Source organism: Desulfitobacterium elongatum (assembly GCF_055378975.1).
In genome coordinates this window covers 4,009,755-4,027,257 of record NZ_AP038772.1, presented here as the reverse complement: position 1 = coordinate 4,027,257, position 17,503 = coordinate 4,009,755, and the positions used below count along the sequence as shown (strand labels likewise).

Here is a 17,503-nt window from a genome sequence, read left to right as displayed (position 1 = left end):
GCAGAGTCTTGTCTGGTTATCAATATATATTAAATAGATATGAGCTAATACATGATGGGGAGGAATATTATGGTCAAACGGAAAAATAGGATTTTAAACTTAATTAAAAAGTATTGCTTTCTCTTTATGGGTGCTTGGTTGGCATCGATTGCACTTGAGATTTTCCTTGTTCCTAATCTGATCATTGATGGAGGAGTTACCGGAATATCCATTATGGCAAGTTATCTCACGAAGGTGCCTTTGGGTGTGTTCATCTTCTTGCTGAATTTGCCGTTTTTGTTGATTGGTTATAAGCAAATTGGAAAGACTTTTGTAATTTCCACTTTGTTCTCAATTACAATGCTTTCGATAGGCGTCAGTGTTCTTCATCCCGTTCCCGGCTTAACTCAAGATACATTGTTGGCGACAGTCTTTGGAGGAATTCTTCTTGGGATTGGAGTTGGCCTTGTTGTTCGATATGGTGGCTCTCTTGATGGTACAGAAATAGTGGCGATCGTCATCTCAAAACGAACAAGTTTCTCTGTTGGAGAGATTGTAATGTTTTTTAATATATTCATCTTAAGTAGTGCAGGGTTGGTTTTTGGTTGGGATCGGGCGATGTATTCGTTAATTGCTTACTTTATCGCCTATAAGGTTATCGATATAACGATAGAAGGACTTGATGAGTCAAAGGCAGTTTTCATCATTACAGAGAAACAGGATGAGATCGCGGAAATCCTGATGGCCCGGTTGGGTCGAGGGGTAACTCACCTCAGAGGAAAAGGGGGATATTCAGGGGAAATGAAGGGTGTTCTCTATGCTGTGGTGACCCGACTAGAGGTGGCTAAACTTAAAGGGATAATCCAAGAGGTCGACGAAAATGCTTTCGTGACGATTAACGATGTGCATGATGTCATGGGCGGAAACCTTAAGAAAAGAGCTATTCACTAGAGTATTAGCTTCTCGCACAATCGGCTTTCGTCCTGTGCGAGAAGCTAATACGAAAAAAGAACCCTTAAGGATTTCTCCCTAAAGGTTCTTTTGCAAATCAAATTAAATCTTACCAGTTATTCCGTTTGCGTGGTGTGTAGCAATCGCGGCAATATACCGGCTTGTCGCCTGTCGGTTGGAAAGGAACAGTTGTTTCTTTTCCGCAGGAAGAGCAAACAGCTGGGAACATTTCGCGTTGTGGACGGGAAGAATAACCGTTGTTACGGCTTTGAGCTTTTCTTGCAGAACGGCAAGAAGGGCAACGGCCAGGCTCGTTAGTAAAGCCTTTTTCTGCATAGAATTCTTGCTCGGAAGCAGAGAATACAAATTCAGCTCCACAGTCTTTACAGGTTAACACTTTGTCTGCAAACATTTGAAAAAAACCTCCAAGATTTTATTTGACCCGTTGCATGGGAAGTGTCCTTGCTCCCCAAAGCCTCAGGCAATCGAGAAGGTTTCCATCCACAAAAACTAACGAGTTTAAGTCATTATACCTAATATTTATATCTTAGTCAACAATTGTATGTATTTTATAAAATTTTCAATTTGTAGATATGTGGAGAGAATGTACATATTAGAACAATATTCAAATGCCTTGTACGAGCGGATCTTAGGGTGATTAAGCCCGCCCTCAGAAGCTTACTGGGCAGGCGTCTAAGCTAGTGTTATAATGGTTCAAAGTCATTTCATCAACCAAAAAATGTAAGTTTAATAATGGGAGGCAAATTATGAAAAAGATCATTGGTATATTTTTGAAAGGGGCCATTGCGTTGGCCCCGGTGGTCATCACGTTATATATACTCTACAAAATTTATCAAATCATGGATGGTGTTTTTAAAGGGCTGCTGGAATCTGTCGGGCTCTACTTTCCTGGCCTAGGAGCGATAGTTACACTGGCTCTCATCTTTTTGGTGGGGCTCTTAGCATCGAACTGGATTACCAGTCAACTCCTAAAATTGGTCGAAACTCTTTTTGCTAGACTTCCTGTCATCAAAAATATTTACGGAATTATTAAGGATACCATTAATTCATTATCAGGAGATAAGAAAGGATTTTCACATTTGGCGATTGTCGAATTGCCAAATGTACCCGTAAAGCTCCTGGGCTTTGTCACCAACGAGGGAAATAATCGTTTCATCCCAGAAGGATATGTATCTGTTTATCTAATGCAATCCATGCAGTGGGCAGGAAATTTAATCCTTGTCCCTAAAGAATATGTGAAAGAAGTAGATGCAACCTCGGAAGAGGCGATAAAGTTCATTGCTTCAGCTGGGTTGATCTAGAGAAGCTAAGCTTCAGGACTATTTAATCAATGACAGGAACTGAGGATCGCCTTTTACTGGGTTGAAATCCTTTTCTTCACGAGCTACTGCTTTGACTTCAGGTTCAAGGGCAATAGCCGGGCGAAGCCATTCAATGACCTTCTCGACATCTCCTTTGCGTCCGTAAATACTTGCGATTCCATAATAACTCCAAACATCCTTCTCATCTAGCTTGAGTGCTTCTTTATACGCTTCGATCGACTTATCATAATTCCCTGCAAGCTCATAGGCTAAACCCAAGTTGAAATGTGCATAGACAAACTCTGGCTTGATTTGAATCGCTGTTTGGATCAATGAAATTCCCTCACTGTATCGACCCTGAAACGCATAAGTTGCTCCTTTAGCATTAAGTGCTTGATAATTTTTAGGATCAATGGCCAGGGCCTGATTAAAAAGGTCCAGGGCTTCCGTGAACTTGCGGTCATAGTATAGATTTAAGCCTTTCTCATATAGATCAACAGCTCTTTGATTTTCTTCTGGTTTAAAAGCATCAACTTGCTTCTCTATTCTTGATTCCTTATTGTCTTCAGCTTTTATCGGTTTAGGTTCAACAGCCGCTGTGCTATCAGATTCTTCTTTAGACTCCTGGCTTGATGTTGCAGTTGGATTAGCGTTTTCAGGAATTTGCATGGATTGAGACTTTTGGGAACAAGAAACGAGGTTGAATATCAATATAAAACTAAGGATTATTAAGAAGAAGGTTTTCTTTTGTATCTTAGTTTTCCTCCTTAGGCTTAATCTGATTTAATCTATTATAATCTTAGTCGTGAATATGAACAATGGGTCTTGAAGAAATGGAGTTTCAGGGCGTGGAAGTCCCAGAGGTACGTGCGGTCGTTTTTCCGGAATTAGCGGTAACCATTAAGTGAACTCTATCTCACAAACTATAACGGGATTGGCCTTATAGAGGTCGATCCCGTTATAGTTCATTCTATGGAGAATTAGAGCCGATGCTTGGCGAATGAAATGACGATGACACTAAAAGTTTAAGCCATTGATATTAAAAAAGATTTCATAAGTCATAGCTTTGAATTTTTCATTTTCAAAAATGCATTAATCACGTCACTGATAAATAGAAATGATGATTTATCCAAATTGCTTAATGTGCATACAAGTCTTTTTATTTCTAAGTTCTTTAAATCATTATCTTGAATTAGAAATAAGGCGGGATCAATTACCAGAGCATCGGCAATCTTTCCTAATAAATCTAGTGATGGGACTTTTGTTCCACGCTCTATATAGCTAATATAAACCGTACTTACTTCGACCTTCTCTGCAAGCATTTCTTGGGTTAGTCCTTTAAGTTTTCTGAAATATCTAATGTTCTTACTAACTATATTATTGATTTTTATCATTCTTATCACTCCTCACAATAATTGTAAGGGTATATTAACAAATAACTCATAAACTAATAGTTATATAAATATGTTGAAAAATATAACCTGTAGTGTTATGATTTAACTAAATTTAGTGCATGTTGTAAATTTTTGAAGTATTATACAAGGTATTTCTATTTTCTGACACTAAGATTCGAATATGGATATAATGATAAAGGCAAACTTGGTGAAGGTCAGGGACGAAAAGCTATAGGTCGTCCAGTAAGGCTAACAATTGCTGGGTTACAAAGTGAGTTATAGAAATTTGCCGTCATGATGCTTGATTTATGGCGGCTTTTTATTTTTGCGAATTAATAAGAGGGGGAATTTGTAAATGAATTGGTTCAGAAACTGGAAAATAAGGACGAAGATATTATCGCTCGTTGTCCTAATGGCTTTGTTCATAGGAACAGTCGGATTTGTTGGTTATTATTATAATACCAAAGCAAATGCTCAATTAAATGCTATGTACTCAAATTCCTTAATGTCAGTAGAGTATATAAATGATGCACGGGCACAGTCTAGAGCCGGCGAGTCAGCATTCTTTCATTATCTTCTGACACAGGATAAAGCTACTCAACAGAATCTACAAAACGAGATGAAAAGAAGGTCAGGCAACTTTGATAAAAGTTATAGTTCTTACCTGGAACTTGCTACTGACTCTTATGAAAAAGAAAGAGTGTCTAAGATAGAAAAAGAATTTGTCACGTATAGGGCGGAAAGACAAAAAGCTATTGATATAAATCAAGGTGACCCAAAAGGGGCTTACGAATATTTTGCTAATAATGCTCAATCTCATCTCGACACTATAAATGTCATGTTGGAAGAACTTGCTGATTTTAATGTAAAGCATGCGGATGAGGTTAATGCTGAAAATAATCTTGATAATGCAGTGGCTAATAGAATAATTAGTGCTTTACCCATCGTAGCTACCTTATTAGGTCTTATTATAGGATACTTGATTGCTAATTTGATTGCTAATTCTATCAAGAAGGTTTTGGCGAGTGTTGAACGAGTCGCAACTGGAGATTTATCAGTTGTAGATGTCATAATTAAAGATCACGATGAAGTAGGTCAGTTAGCTACGAGCTTCAATCTAATGAAGGGAAATTTACATGCACTCGTTAAGCACGTTGCCCAGTCCTCTGAACAGGTAGCTGCCTCATCTGAAGAGCTCAATGCCATTACTGAAGAAAGTACTCAAGCGGCCAATCAAATAGCGGCATCTATAGAAATGGTGGCACAGGGAACTGAAAAACAAGCGGGTGTGGTTCACAAAACATCATCTGCTATAGAACAAATATCTGCGAGTACTCAGGAAGCTGCCGCGAGTGGTAGCGAGATTACAGATTCCATGGCGAAGACGCTAACGACAACTCAAGCTGGACAAAATGCCTTAGATAGAGTAGCCCGACAAATGAATAGCATAAGTGAAGGAACGGATATGGTACATCATAGAATAACTGAGCTATCAACGAGTTCAGAGGAAATTGGTAATATAGTCCAATTCATTACTGGTATCGCAGACCAAACTAATTTGCTCGCTCTTAATGCGGCAATTGAAGCCGCAAGGGCTGGTGAACATGGCAGAGGATTTGCGGTTGTTGCAGAGGAAGTTCGAAAACTAGCGGAACAATCACGTGAAGCCACAACGCAAATTGCAGCTCTCATCAATCAAAATCATAGTAACATTGGTTTGGCAGTGACTGCGATGGAAGATGAGGTCAAAAATGTAAAGGAAGGAATTGAGGTCGTCAATTTTGCTGGACAGTCATTTAGTGAAATTGCTAAACTTGTAGAGAATGTCTCAGCACAAATGGAAGAAATATCGGCTACGATTCAACAAATAGCGAGTGGCACTCAACAGATAGTAACTTCGGTTGAACAGGTTGATATAACTAGTAAGGAGACAGCATCCCAAGCTCAAGCAGTATCCGCTGGAGTCGAGGAACAAACAGCTTCGATGGAGCAAATTGCTTTGTCAGCTCAAGGTTTAGCCACTATGGCATCTGAGCTTCAAAATGTCATAAGCAAGTTTGTAATCTAGAATGGGGTCTCTACACGGAATCCCATTAAAGGTATCATTCCCCGGATTGCAAAAGATATTATTGCGATAAATTATTTAATACAAAAGGTTTGATGAGGTTTTCGGATAATCCGTAAAATGATGGATAATACTGATGAGATTCTTGTCATAAGATGAAAGCTCCTGCTTGAAGAAAATAAGGCAGGAGTTTTTCTATGTATCTAATGAAAGATGTTTCCCAGGAATGTAATATGTTGTATGATTAGGGTATCGTAGGAATATAGAATAGAGAGTCGAAGTCTTCTCGTCCAGAGGTTTACAAGGGGGAGAAAATATGCTGGTAAATATCTACTGGGGATGTCTATTTGGAGGGATTATCTTTGCCCTCGTGACTGTGATTTTCGGGGATTTACTTGGAGATGCATTTAATGGGTTGTTTCACTCCCTTTCGTTTGACCACCTCGAATTCCTGCAACCGATGGTTTTGGTCAGCGGGACAACAATCTTTGGTGGAACCGGGGTTCTGCTCACTCGGTATACTTCGCTCACTGCTCTACTCGTGGTTGTCATCTCAATAATGTTAGCTATTTTGTTATCGATCTTAATATACTTCGCATATGTGAAACCCATGAGAAACAGCGAGAATTCCACCGCTTATTCCATGGAGGATTTAGTCGGTTTGACAGGGGAGGTAATTACAGCTATTCCGGCGAAGGGATATGGTGAAGTTTTACTCAAAGTTGGCGCAGGACATTCGAATCATATAGCGTCAAGCCAGTATGGGGGGGAGCTATCAACAGGGACAAAAATCTTTGTGACTAAGGTCGAGAAAAGTATTGTCTATGTTGTGCACCAAAAATAAATTCAAGGGGGTATTTCATGCCAGGTTTTATTGTGATCCCATTGATTGTCGTAGGTGTTATTGTGGTACTCGCTCTAACGTTTTGGGCAAGATTTAGAACGGTGGGGCCGGATGAGGCGATGATTGTGACAGGATCCTTCCTGGGCAGCAGGAATGTAATGTCAGATGAGTCTGGAGGGCGCAGGATCAAAATCGTGCGTGGGGGTGGTGCTTTTATCCTACCTGTCTTCCAGCAATCGAATTTCCTTTCGCTCCTTTCAAGTAAGCTCGATGTGTCCACTCCGGAGGTTTACACGAGTCAGGGTGTTCCGGTCATGGCAGACGGGGTAGCTATCATAAAAATTGGTGGCTCAGTTGAAGATGTTGTGACAGCTGCAGAACAATTTCTAGGAAAGCCAATAGATGCTTTGCAAAAAGAAGCACAGGAAGTTCTTGAAGGTCACCTAAGAGCTATACTCGGGACAATGACCGTTGAGGAACTCTATCAAAACCGAGACAAGTTCGCCCAAGAGGTTCAAGCAGTGGCTGCACTTGACTTAAAGAAAATGGGACTGCAAATCGTCTCGTTTACCATGAAAGATGTTAGGGATAAACAAGGATACTTAGAAGCACTCGGGCGTCCGAGAATTGCTGAAGTCCTTCGTGATGCTGATGTTGCTGAAGCCTCTGCTAAGCGGGATGCGCGGATTCAGAAGGCCAAGGCAGATGAAGATGCTCAGAAAGCAGAGCTCATCCGAGATACGAATGTTGCAGAAGCTCTTAAAGAAAAAGAACTCAAGATTGCGGCTTTTAAACAAGAGCAAGATACAGCGAAGGCTGAAGCAGACCAAGCGTATTCTATTCAAACGGCCAGATCGAAGCAGGTTACCGTCGAGGAGGAAATGAAAGTCGAACTCGTTCGCAAAGAGCGGGAAATCGACTTGCAGGAAAAAGAGACTCAGCGACGTCAAAAAGAGTTCGACGCGAATGTCAAGAAGAAAGCGGATGCTGATCGTTACGCTATCGAGCAGGCGGCCGAGGCTGAAAAGACGAAGCGTCTGCGTGTGGCGGAGGCCGACGCCGAGCAAAGACGTCTTCAGGGGAATGCTACTGCTGACGCGAGAAGGGCAGAAGGTACGGCAGAGGCGGATGTTATTCGTCTGCGAGGTTTAGCTGAAGCTGAAGCTAAGGAAAAACTTGCTGAGGCCTTTGCGAAATTCGGAGAAGCTGCAGTCCTTGATGTTATCGTTAAGATGCTTCCAGAGCTTGCGGGTAAGGTCGCTGAACCTTTGAAGTCGATTGATAAGCTCACTGTAGTCGATACCGGCAATGGCGAAGGAGCAGCTCGAGTAAGTAACTATGTCACTTCACTTATGGCCACAGCCCCGGAAATGGTTAAATCGGTGACAGGACTAGACTTTATGGAGCTTGCTAAGAAGTTAACTTCGAAGGAGAAAGCCCAATCAACAATAGAAACAAAAATGGAATAGATGTTTCTTACCGAAATGGATAACGTCTAAAAAAGTAATAGAAGAAGAGCTCTGGATAAGGGCTCTTCTTCAGTAAAGGGTTACAAGAAGGAGGGAATGGATGGGTATGCCTTTTGGTTCCTTTGATATGATGTTCTCAATTATGCCTATGTTCATGGGTATTATATTTATTCTGGTTTTCGGTACAATCATATACGGGATTGCTCGAGGGATAAAGAGCTGGAGCTATAATAATTCCCAACCCGTCCTAACTGTCCTAGCTAAGATTGCGACAAAAAGGACCCATGTATCAAGTCATGTGAATAATGCTGTCGATAATGGAATGCATCATCACAATACGAGCACGACCTACTATGTAACCTTCGAGGTCGAAAGTGGCGATCGTATGGAATTTAATGTAGGTCAGCATGAGTATGGGATGCTCGTAGAAGAGGATATTGGAAAACTTAAATTTCAAGGAAGTCGCTATTTAGGCTTCGATCGAGAAAAACAGCCAGGAAGGGGTTACACATGAAATCGAACAAGCGGTATATAATTAGTTCACTATTTACCCAAATGGTAATCCTTCCAATCCTATTAACCCTCGGGGTTATCTTAATTGTATCCTTCATAACACCGATATCGTCATCAGGGCTTGGTAAAGATACCTTGAAATTTATATATTGGCTGATTGCAGCTTTAGGTTCATTGCTTGTCGGAGGGGTTGTAGGTTTTATCTACTCGGAGCGTTCCAAGAATAAGCCGGATACGGCGGGTGCGAGGTACCTCCCCCTTATCTTTCCCATCCTTTATGCTCTCGTTTGGACTATTCTTATCGCGACTTTTTCAAAGGGTGATTATCACTCAGCTTGGTGGAATTGGTATATTTTCAAGAACCCGGCATTTTTAGTGTTTGGAATAATGCTTTTCTTTGCTGGAAATCACGTTGTGTTTACGGTGGCAGAACTTATGGGATATGTAGGATTCGCGACGGGGATTTTGCTGCAGGAGCTCTTATCACATACTGTCATTTCCGGCAAAACACCAAGGCTAGGTGTATTAAAAGTTGGGCTTGCAATACTCTTAGTTGGAATTATCATCGTCCCAGGTATCATGGCAAAAGATCTGCTTCGTGATGGGATGACAGAAATACGTTATGGAAAATCAACTCTTGGGAATGACTTAACTGAGTTTGACCTCATGGAAATAGCACCCTTTAGGGAGAATAACGGATTAGCAAAACTGGATAAGGTCGCAAGTTTACAGTTCACTGAACTAGAGACCATGCCGCGTCTGGATGGGGCTACTGCGGCCTATCCTGTCTATGGGGCTTTCGTTGAGGCGGTCTATAAAGGTCTCGGTGAGTATTATGAAGCCAACAAGCAGAGTTCTGAGAAGGATAGCTACCTTGCTTTCGTAGCAAGTGAAGAGTTTCCACTGAATATCGTGCAATGTTCGAAGACGGATAGAGCCTATAAACGACTAATTCAGGGTGAGACAGATATAATTTTTGTCGCAGAGCCGTCCAAAGAACAGGTCGAAACGATTAAAGAAAAAGGGGATGAGTTTGTATTAACCCCGATCGGAAGCGAGGCTTTTGTGTTTTTTACTAACGCACAGAACTCAGTTGAGAATCTGACAATGAAACAAATCCAAGGGATTTATATAGGGGAAATAACAAGCTGGAAAGAAGTCGGTGGGCAAAATCAGAGCATCCTACCTTATCAGCGCCCTGAGAATTCGGGTAGTCAGACCGTCATGCAAAACAAAGTAATGAAAAACCTGAAAATGCTAGAGCCAACAAAGGAAACCTACGCAAGTGGTATGGGGGAAATAATTAACCAAGTGGCAAGTTATAAAAATGCCAAAAATTCGTTGGGCTACTCCTTCATGTATTATTCCTCAGAAATGATTAAAAACAATCAGATTAAGTACTTGGCCATTGATGGGGTTAAGCCAACTCCTGAAACGGTAAGGAATAAAACCTACCCATTTACTGTTCCGGTATATGCAGTAACATTGAAGTCGAATAAGCAGGAAAATGTAAGTCGATTGATCCAATGGGTCTTATCGGAGGAAGGGCAAAGTCTCGTGGAGAGAACGGGGTACATTCCTGTTAAATAGCAGAGCTGTTAATGAAGTAAAAGGGAATAAAGAAATAAGAAGGCCAGACCAAAACTCTTAACCGTATGCCCTAGCTTAGCTATGGAAAGATTAAGAGTGGAAGATTAGCAGGAAACAAGGGGGTGAAGTGGGCGTTTGAAAATACGAAAAGTATTTTTTGTTTTTTTGTTCATGGGGTTAGGAGTGGTTCTTTTAGCCATTGTATTAAGGGGACAGTTAAGATCATTACCCTTTCTGAAAAATCTACCCGGTCAATCTTTGCGAATTACTGCAATAAGTTGCCCGGTCGATAAAGACAGTGATGGACTAGATGACTTGAAGGACATCGTAGCGGGAGCAAGAGCAGAGGTACAAAGAAAACCTCACTATCGCAGTGCCTATTATCAAGGCGGATACCCACCAGAGCAAGAAGGTGTATGTACTGATGTGGTCTGGAGAGCCTTTAAGGATGCAGGATATGACCTGAAGGCACTCGTGGATAGGGATATTCGTCAAAATCTTCCCCTGTACTCACGGGTAGGGACAAACCCTGACCCCAATATCGATTTTAGGAGAGTACCTAATCTTATTGTTTATTTCGAGCGTAGTGCACAAGTCATGACACAGGAGATAAAGCCTGGTGATGTCGAAAATTTATCACAATGGCAACCAGGAGATATTGTGACCTTTGCTGTTCCACACGAGCATATAGCGATTGTCTCGGATAAGCGTAGGGCGGATGGAGTCCCTTATATCCTTCATAATGCTGGTCCAATTCCTACTGAGAGTGATCAATTACAGAGTTGGCCATCTCCGATGACTGGGCATTTTCGCTTTCCACGGTTCTAGAAAAAAGTCTATATGAAACCCCATAATTAAAGAGATAGTCATTAAAAGGTTAAGGAAGTTGATATTGAAAGAGCTGATATTTGACAAAGTAAATGATTAGTATTATGATATACTAAACCGATATGATTGCTTATGCTTGGAGTGATAATCGTATGAAGATTTCAACAAAAGGAAGATATGGTTTAAGGGCCTTGCTCGATTTAGCGGTTCACTCGAATGGAGAGCATGTTCCTCTATCTAATATCGCAGAGAGACAAGAAATTTCCGAGAATTATCTCGAACAGGTTTTTTCTACCCTACGTAAGTCAGGACTCATCAAGAGTGTTAAAGGAGCTCAAGGAGGATATGTACTCGCTGATAAGACTTCTAATATAAAGGTCGGTACGATTCTAAGAGTTCTGGAAGGAGATCTATCCGTAGCTGATGAAGAAATTAGTTCTCAGGAGAGATTTAATTTGAGCCTTCAGCATTGTCTTCAGGTCAATGTGTGGGATAAGATGACTGAAAGCATTAATACACTAGTAGATTCTATAACACTTGAGGATCTTGTCCAGGAGTATAAGTCAATGCGTGGTAAATCGGCTATAATGTACTATATTTGATTTCAACTTGATCGTATTGAACAATGAGAGAGCTGCTTTCTGAATTATTTCGGGGAGCGGCTTTTGCTATATCCCATGTTTAATCAAGAAACTGATTCTAAAACGTTGAATGTGTTAGATTATAGATGTACATTTTTGAAAATAATTATATAATAGATAGGTATTATATATTGACAAATACTATCAATAAACTTAAAATTTATTTAAAGCCTAGTAAACATATTAAAATACTAAGAAACATTCTTCGAAAATTAAAATCTAGTTTACGTTTAATACTAGGAAAAAATAAAAGGAGTGATGTTTATGAGTGAGAGACAACTAAAATTCGATACCTTACAGGTTCATGCAGGACAAACGGCTGACCCCACCACGGGCTCAAGAGCGGTACCGATTTACCAGACTTCCTCCTATGTATTCAACAATGCCGAGCATGCAGCGAATTTATTTGGGTTACAAGAATCTGGAAATATCTATACACGGATTATGAACCCTACGACAGATGTCTTTGAACAACGAATTGCTGCTCTTGAAGGTGGGGTAGCCGCACTGGCTGTGGCCTCAGGTTCGGCTGCAATTACCTATGCTATCTTGAATATTGCTGGAGCGGGCGATGAGATTGTTTCGGCAAGTACTCTTTACGGGGGAACGTTTAATCTCTTTTCTGCAACGTTTCCGAAATTAGGAATTAAAACCGCTTTTGTTAATCCAGATGATCCTGATAATTTTAGAAAAGCAATTAATGAGAAAACAAAGGCTGTTTATATTGAAACAATAGGAAACCCTGGAATCAATCTCATAGATATCGAGGCCGTGGCAAAAATTGCTCATGACAATGGATTACCACTGATTGTCGATAATACCTTTGGTACACCTTATCTGATTCGTCCGATTGAATTTGGAGCAGATATTGTCGTCCATTCGGCAACCAAGTTCATTGGGGGTCATGGAACTTCAATTGGTGGGGTTATTGTTGATTCTGGTAAATTTGATTGGGCTGGAAGTGGGAGATTCCCAGGCTTGACTGAACCCGATGAAAGCTATCATGGACTGAAATATGTGGAAGCTTTGGGCCCTGTCGCCTATATTACTAAGGCTAGAGTACAACTCCTAAGGGATACTGGAGCTGCGTTAAGCCCCTTTAACTCTTTCTTGTTCATTCAAGGATTAGAAACACTCTCTCTACGAGTAGAAAAGCATGTTGCCAATACGAAAAAGGTCGTTGAATTTCTAAGCAATCACCCGCTTGTCTCTTGGGTAAATTATCCGAGTCTCAAAGATAATAAATATTATGAACTTGCTCAGAGATATCTCCCGAAGGGTGCTGGCTCTATTTTCACCTTTGGAATTAAAGGTGGAGTCGAAGCTGGTAAGAAGTTTATCGACAGCCTGGAAATCTTCTCTCTGCTTGCTAATGTAGCGGATGCAAAATCCTTAGTGATACATCCTGCAAGTACGACACACGCTCAATTGTCTGAAGAGGCTCTTATCGCAGCGGGAGTTACTCCAGATATGGTAAGGCTTTCAATCGGGATTGAGGATGCGGATGATCTTATTTATGATCTGGATCAGGCACTTAATAAAGCAGTAATTTGAGTATCAAACTTGGATATTCACTTCTATGTAGGTATATAAGGATACAAAAAGATGTTGACAATAGGGTATGGATGAGTTTAGAATACATTTAACCACAAAGTAAACATACTAAAATACTAGGCAATAAACCTGCCTTGCTCTCAATAAGACATAGTTTATTTATATTTTTTAGTTGACCAGTCAACTGGAGACTAAGTTTAAGACCTTACAGGGGTCTTGACTTAGTCTTTTTCATTTTTAAGGGAAGGAGTTTTTTTGGCCATAATTATGAGTAAACCTATATGAAATATATTGTAAGGAGAGCTAGAGATGTCCAAATTAGAAAATGTAAAAATAAAAAAGAAAAGGTTTCCACAGGGTGCTTTAGTGGCTCTAGTGATTGCACTTATCGTTTCCTTAGTGGGTTGCGGTACCCAGAATCAGGGTGCATCATCTGGGCAAGCAAAGACAGGCTCTGCGAAGCCAGTTAGCCTACTGAACGTATCCTATGATCCTACTCGCGAGCTTTATCAGGAATTCAATACATCCTTCATTAAATATTGGAAGGATAAAACCGGACAGGATGTAACCATCGATCAGTCACATGGCGGCTCAGGAAAGCAGGCTAGGTCCGTATTGGATGGCTTGGAAGCTGATGTTGTAACCTTGGCTTTGGCCTATGATATTGATTCTATCAACAAAAATAAGGAATTAATTAATAAAGACTGGCAGAAGCGTTTGGACAACAACTCTTCGCCTTACACATCAACGATTGTGTTTCTTGTGAAAAAGGGAAACCCGAAGGGGATTAAGGACTGGGATGACTTAGCTAAGCCAGGAGTATCTGTAATTACTCCAAATCCAAAGACTTCGGGTGGTGCACGTTGGAATTACCTGGCGGCATGGGGATACGCTCTTGAGAAGAATGGAAACGATTCTGCAAAAGCAAAGGAATTTGTTCAAGCAATCTACAAGAATGTTCCGGTCCTCGATTCCGGAGCTCGTGACTCCACAATTACCTTTACTGAACGGGGTATCGGCGATGTACTTATCGCCTGGGAAAATGAAGCCTTCCTCTCAACGAAGGAACTTAAAAATAAAGATCAGTTCGAAATTGTTGTTCCTTCCATCAGTATCTTAGCAGAGCCTCCTGTAACGGTTGTTGATTCGGTGGTGGATAAAAAGGGAACCCGTGAGGTGGCCGAAGCTTATCTTAAATATCTGTACAGTGACGCGGGTCAGGAGATTGCAGCTAAAAACTACTACAGACCAAGGAATGAGGCTATTGCGAAGAAATATGCCTCACAGTTTACCCAAGTGAAACTCTTTAATATCAACGATGTATTCGGCGGATGGACTAAGGCACAAAAAGAGCATTTTGATGATGGTGGAGTATTCGATCAAATCTACACTAAGAAATAAGATTAAATAAGAGTAGAGCGGTTCTGGAATTCGTGTTGAAGATTTAAGAACCGTTCTATTCTCGTATGAAGGTGAATTATGCGGTTAACAAGCAATACATTGAGAATTAAGCAAAAAAGTGTCATCCCCGGCTTTGGTATCACCATGGGTTTTTCAATGCTATATATTAGTTTGCTTATCTTGCTTCCTATTTCCATGATTTTCTTCAAAACCTCGACTATGGGTTTCCAATCCTTCTGGGAAGCTGTTTTTACGGAAAGAGTACTGGCTTCCTTGAAATTGTCGTTTGGGACGTCTGCATTAGCAGCCTTGGTTAATGTGTTTTTTGGAGTATTGATGGCGTGGGTTCTTGTGAGATACTCCTTCCCCGGACGAAGACTTATGGATGGGTTGATTGATCTACCCTTTGCTCTTCCTACCGCGGTTGCCGGAATCTCACTGACCACGCTGTATGCGGAAACAGGTTGGATTGGCAAGCTGCTTGCCCCATTGGGCTTGAAAATAGCTTACACTCCATTGGGAATAACGATAGCACTCATCTTTATTAGCTTTCCGTTTGTAGTAAGGACAATTCAACCGGTCTTAGAGAGTATCGATAAAGAGGCGGAAGAAGCAGCTGCTTGTTTGGGTGCAACGAGGTTTCAGACCTTCTACAAAATTATCATACCGTCGATACTTCCCTCCATCATAACGGGCTTTGCCTTAGCCTTTGCCCGAGCTTTAGGTGAGTATGGGTCGATTGTATTTATATCGGGAAACATGCCCTTGAAGACTGAAATAGCACCCCTTTTGATTCGAACAAAACTTGAACAGTATGATTATGCAGGCGCCACAGCTCTAGCAGCTGTCATGCTGGTTATTTCGTTTACTATTATATTGTTCATTAATTTGACCCAGTGGTGGGCGAGCAACAGAGACAAGGATTAGGAGTGTTAATATGGCTGGAAAGGTTGCCGAAGAGTCGCGGTTCGTGAAGATTGTTCTCATCTCTATGGCACTACTATTTTTTACGTTGAACCTTGTGATTCCGCTTGTTTCAGTGTTCATAAAAGCCTTCGGAGAAGGAGTCGGTGTATATTTCGCAGCAATCAGTGATCCGATAGCGTGGAAAGCAGTGAAACTTACACTTAAGGCAGTTGGTGTTGCAGTAGTACTCAATACAGTCTTTGGCTTAGCGGTAGCTTGGGCAGTTGCGAAATTCAAGTTTAAAGGAAAGAATTTACTGGTTACGATTATCGATCTCCCCTTTGCTATTTCTCCTGTGGTCGCTGGATTGATCTTTGTTTTACTTTTTAGTACGACACATGGAGTTTTTGCACCGGTATTAAATGCCCTGGATCTTAAGATCATCTTTTCAACTCCGGGAATCATTATTGCCACCGTATTTGTGACCCTTCCGTTTGTGGCACGAGAATTGATTCCTTTGATGGAAGCACAAGGAACTGCTGAAGAGGAAGCAGCCCTTACCTTAGGAGCGAGTGGTTGGAAGACCTTCTTATATATCACTCTTCCCAATGTGAAGTGGGCACTTCTTTATGGGGTAATCCTTACTGCAGCAAGAGCGGCAGGGGAATTCGGGGCGGTTTCTGTAGTATCCGGACATATTAGAGGACTTACGAACACGGTACCGCTTCATGTTGAAATTTTATACAACGAATATAAATTTACGGCTGCCTTTGCTGTCGCATCCCTTCTGACCCTTATTGCAATCATTAATTTAATCGTAAAAAGTATTGCCGATTGGAAAATTAATCAGCATTAAGTTGGAGGACTGTTATGAGTATTGAAATAATAAATGTTTCAAAGACATTTGATTCCTTTAGTGCGTTATCGGATATTAACTTAAAGATTAATACCGGTGAGCTGGTTGCCTTATTAGGACCGTCAGGTTCAGGCAAGACGACGCTCTTAAGAATCATCGCTGGATTGGAAACCTCCGACGATGGAAGCATTATCTTTGATGGGGAAGATAACACGTCAAAAAGCACACAAGACAGAAAAGTCGGCTTTGTATTTCAACATTATGCTCTTTTCAAGCATATGACTGTCTTTGACAACATCGCCTTTGGTTTAAAAGTTAGGCCCTCCAAAGTGAGACCGAGTAAGGAAGTTATCGCAAAGAAAGTCACTGAACTGCTCGGCTTGGTTAAAATGGAGGAGTTAGCTAAGCGTTATCCTGTACAGCTCTCAGGGGGGCAACGTCAGAGGATAGCCCTAGCCAGAGCTTTGGCAGTGGAGCCGAAGGTTCTACTGCTTGACGAGCCCTTCGGCGCGTTAGATGCAAAGGTCAGAAAAGACCTCCGCAGATGGCTCAGAAAGCTGCATGATGAATATCCGATTACCAGTGTTTTCGTCACCCATGATCAGGAGGAAGCCCTCGATGTGGCTGACCGAATTGTCATTCTCAATCAAGGTAAGATAGAGCAGATGGGTACACCTGAGGAAGTCTATGATAACCCAGCGAATCCTTTTGTCTATAACTTTCTCGGTAATGTCAATTTGTTTCATGGCAGAGTGCATGACGGGAAAGTGGAGTTGGGATCATTAAAACTGGATGTTCCAGAAGATATGCGTGCAAATGATAAGGATGTTGTAAGCTATATCCGTCCGCACGATATCGAGGTTAGTGTCGAAGCGGGAAAAGAATTTATCGAGGCTGAGATTCTCTTTATCAGGGCGGTTGGACCGATTGTCAATCTAGAATTAAAGCGCTTAGATAATGGGACTTACATCGAAGCCGAAATTAGCAAAGAAGTTTATAAGGATCTGAGTTTGAAGGAGAAGCAGAAAGTCTATCTGAGACCTAGAGACTATAGGATGTTTATTCCAGAAGATTACATGATTTAATCCTAGGGACATCCGTAAAGAGGTTATCCCTGATCAGGAAATTGCGGTTAAGGAAGTAATAGCGATGGAATATTTACTGTACTTGTGTAAAAGGGCGGATAGTTA

17 protein-coding genes and 1 riboswitch are annotated in these 17,503 nt (G+C 41.2%); of the genes, 14 read left to right on the top strand and 3 right to left on the bottom strand.

The annotated features are described in order from the left end of the window. Nucleotides 1–69: 69 nt before the first annotated feature. Nucleotides 70–930: a YitT family protein gene (locus tag ACZ42W_RS19045; protein ID WP_464166837.1), complete on the top strand. Its 861-nt coding sequence runs from the start codon at nucleotides 70–72 to the stop codon at nucleotides 928–930. 109 nt (nucleotides 931–1,039) lie between these two features. Here the strand turns inward: ACZ42W_RS19045 and ACZ42W_RS19040 are convergent, their stop codons facing one another. Continuing rightward, nucleotides 1,040–1,342, bottom strand: coding sequence for a zinc-ribbon domain containing protein (locus tag ACZ42W_RS19040; RefSeq protein ID WP_464166836.1), 303 nt, complete (start codon nucleotides 1,340–1,342; stop codon nucleotides 1,040–1,042). Nucleotides 1,343–1,697: 355 nt separating this feature from the next. Here ACZ42W_RS19040 and ACZ42W_RS19035 point away from each other — a divergent pair, with 355 nt between their 5' ends. After that, nucleotides 1,698–2,252, top strand: coding sequence for a DUF502 domain-containing protein (locus ACZ42W_RS19035; protein WP_464166835.1), 555 nt, complete (start codon nucleotides 1,698–1,700; stop codon nucleotides 2,250–2,252). A gap of 18 nt (nucleotides 2,253–2,270) precedes the next feature. On the opposite strand, the gene ACZ42W_RS19030 is transcribed toward ACZ42W_RS19035, so the two are convergent. Beyond that, nucleotides 2,271–2,921: a tetratricopeptide repeat protein gene (locus ACZ42W_RS19030; protein ID WP_464166834.1), complete on the bottom strand. Its 651-nt coding sequence runs from the start codon at nucleotides 2,919–2,921 to the stop codon at nucleotides 2,271–2,273. A 389-nt stretch (nucleotides 2,922–3,310) separates the two neighbouring features. Beyond that, a complete protein-coding gene (locus tag ACZ42W_RS19025; protein WP_464166833.1) occupies nucleotides 3,311–3,646 on the bottom strand; it encodes a helix-turn-helix domain-containing protein in 336 nt (111 codons plus the stop codon). 188 nt (nucleotides 3,647–3,834) lie between these two features. Beyond that, a riboswitch (cyclic di-GMP riboswitch) is annotated at nucleotides 3,835–3,918 on the top strand. Between the two features lie 83 nt (nucleotides 3,919–4,001). On the opposite strand from ACZ42W_RS19025, the gene ACZ42W_RS19020 reads away from it, so the two are divergent. The 12 genes from ACZ42W_RS19020 to ACZ42W_RS18965 all read left to right on the top strand — a co-directional run bounded on the left by ACZ42W_RS19020 (nucleotide 4,002) and on the right by ACZ42W_RS18965 (nucleotide 17,398). After that, on the top strand, nucleotides 4,002–5,714 hold the full coding sequence (locus ACZ42W_RS19020; protein ID WP_464166832.1) for a methyl-accepting chemotaxis protein: 1,713 nt from the start codon (nucleotides 4,002–4,004) through the stop codon (nucleotides 5,712–5,714). Between the two features lie 316 nt (nucleotides 5,715–6,030). Next, the gene (locus ACZ42W_RS19015; protein ID WP_464171093.1) at nucleotides 6,031–6,555 is read left to right on the top strand and encodes a protease; all 525 of its coding nucleotides are present in this window, start codon (nucleotides 6,031–6,033) and stop codon (nucleotides 6,553–6,555) included. A 17-nt stretch (nucleotides 6,556–6,572) separates the two neighbouring features. After that, a complete protein-coding gene (locus ACZ42W_RS19010) occupies nucleotides 6,573–8,024 on the top strand; it encodes a flotillin family protein (RefSeq protein WP_464166831.1) in 1,452 nt (483 codons plus the stop codon). Nucleotides 8,025–8,124: 100 nt separating this feature from the next. After that, nucleotides 8,125–8,538 (top strand): DUF2500 domain-containing protein, encoded by a 414-nt coding sequence (locus tag ACZ42W_RS19005; protein ID WP_464166830.1) that lies wholly within the window; start codon nucleotides 8,125–8,127, stop codon nucleotides 8,536–8,538. After that, nucleotides 8,535–10,127 carry a PstS family phosphate ABC transporter substrate-binding protein gene (locus ACZ42W_RS19000; protein ID WP_464166829.1) on the top strand — a complete coding sequence of 531 codons (1,593 nt, stop codon included), beginning with the start codon at nucleotides 8,535–8,537 and terminating at the stop codon, nucleotides 10,125–10,127. The genes ACZ42W_RS19005 and ACZ42W_RS19000 overlap by 4 nt, the downstream gene beginning before the upstream one ends. 171 nt (nucleotides 10,128–10,298) lie before the next feature. Continuing rightward, nucleotides 10,299–10,955, top strand: coding sequence for a DUF1287 domain-containing protein (locus tag ACZ42W_RS18995; protein ID WP_464171091.1), 657 nt, complete (start codon nucleotides 10,299–10,301; stop codon nucleotides 10,953–10,955). Between the two features lie 152 nt (nucleotides 10,956–11,107). Continuing rightward, nucleotides 11,108–11,557, top strand: coding sequence for an RrF2 family transcriptional regulator (locus ACZ42W_RS18990; RefSeq protein ID WP_464166828.1), 450 nt, complete (start codon nucleotides 11,108–11,110; stop codon nucleotides 11,555–11,557). Between the two features lie 303 nt (nucleotides 11,558–11,860). Next, nucleotides 11,861–13,150 carry a homocysteine synthase gene (locus ACZ42W_RS18985; RefSeq protein WP_464166827.1) on the top strand — a complete coding sequence of 430 codons (1,290 nt, stop codon included), beginning with the start codon at nucleotides 11,861–11,863 and terminating at the stop codon, nucleotides 13,148–13,150. Between the two features lie 309 nt (nucleotides 13,151–13,459). Beyond that, nucleotides 13,460–14,551, top strand: coding sequence for a sulfate ABC transporter substrate-binding protein (locus ACZ42W_RS18980; RefSeq protein WP_464166826.1), 1,092 nt, complete (start codon nucleotides 13,460–13,462; stop codon nucleotides 14,549–14,551). Nucleotides 14,552–14,629: 78 nt separating this feature from the next. Then, nucleotides 14,630–15,478 (top strand): sulfate ABC transporter permease subunit CysT, encoded by an 849-nt coding sequence (gene cysT, locus ACZ42W_RS18975; protein WP_464166825.1) that lies wholly within the window; start codon nucleotides 14,630–14,632, stop codon nucleotides 15,476–15,478. A gap of 10 nt (nucleotides 15,479–15,488) precedes the next feature. Next, nucleotides 15,489–16,313, top strand: a complete 825-nt coding sequence (cysW, locus tag ACZ42W_RS18970; protein ID WP_464166824.1) for a sulfate ABC transporter permease subunit CysW — start codon at nucleotides 15,489–15,491, stop codon at nucleotides 16,311–16,313. Between the two features lie 14 nt (nucleotides 16,314–16,327). Continuing rightward, nucleotides 16,328–17,398, top strand: coding sequence for a sulfate/molybdate ABC transporter ATP-binding protein (locus tag ACZ42W_RS18965; protein ID WP_464166823.1), 1,071 nt, complete (start codon nucleotides 16,328–16,330; stop codon nucleotides 17,396–17,398). Nucleotides 17,399–17,503: the final 105 nt, after the last annotated feature.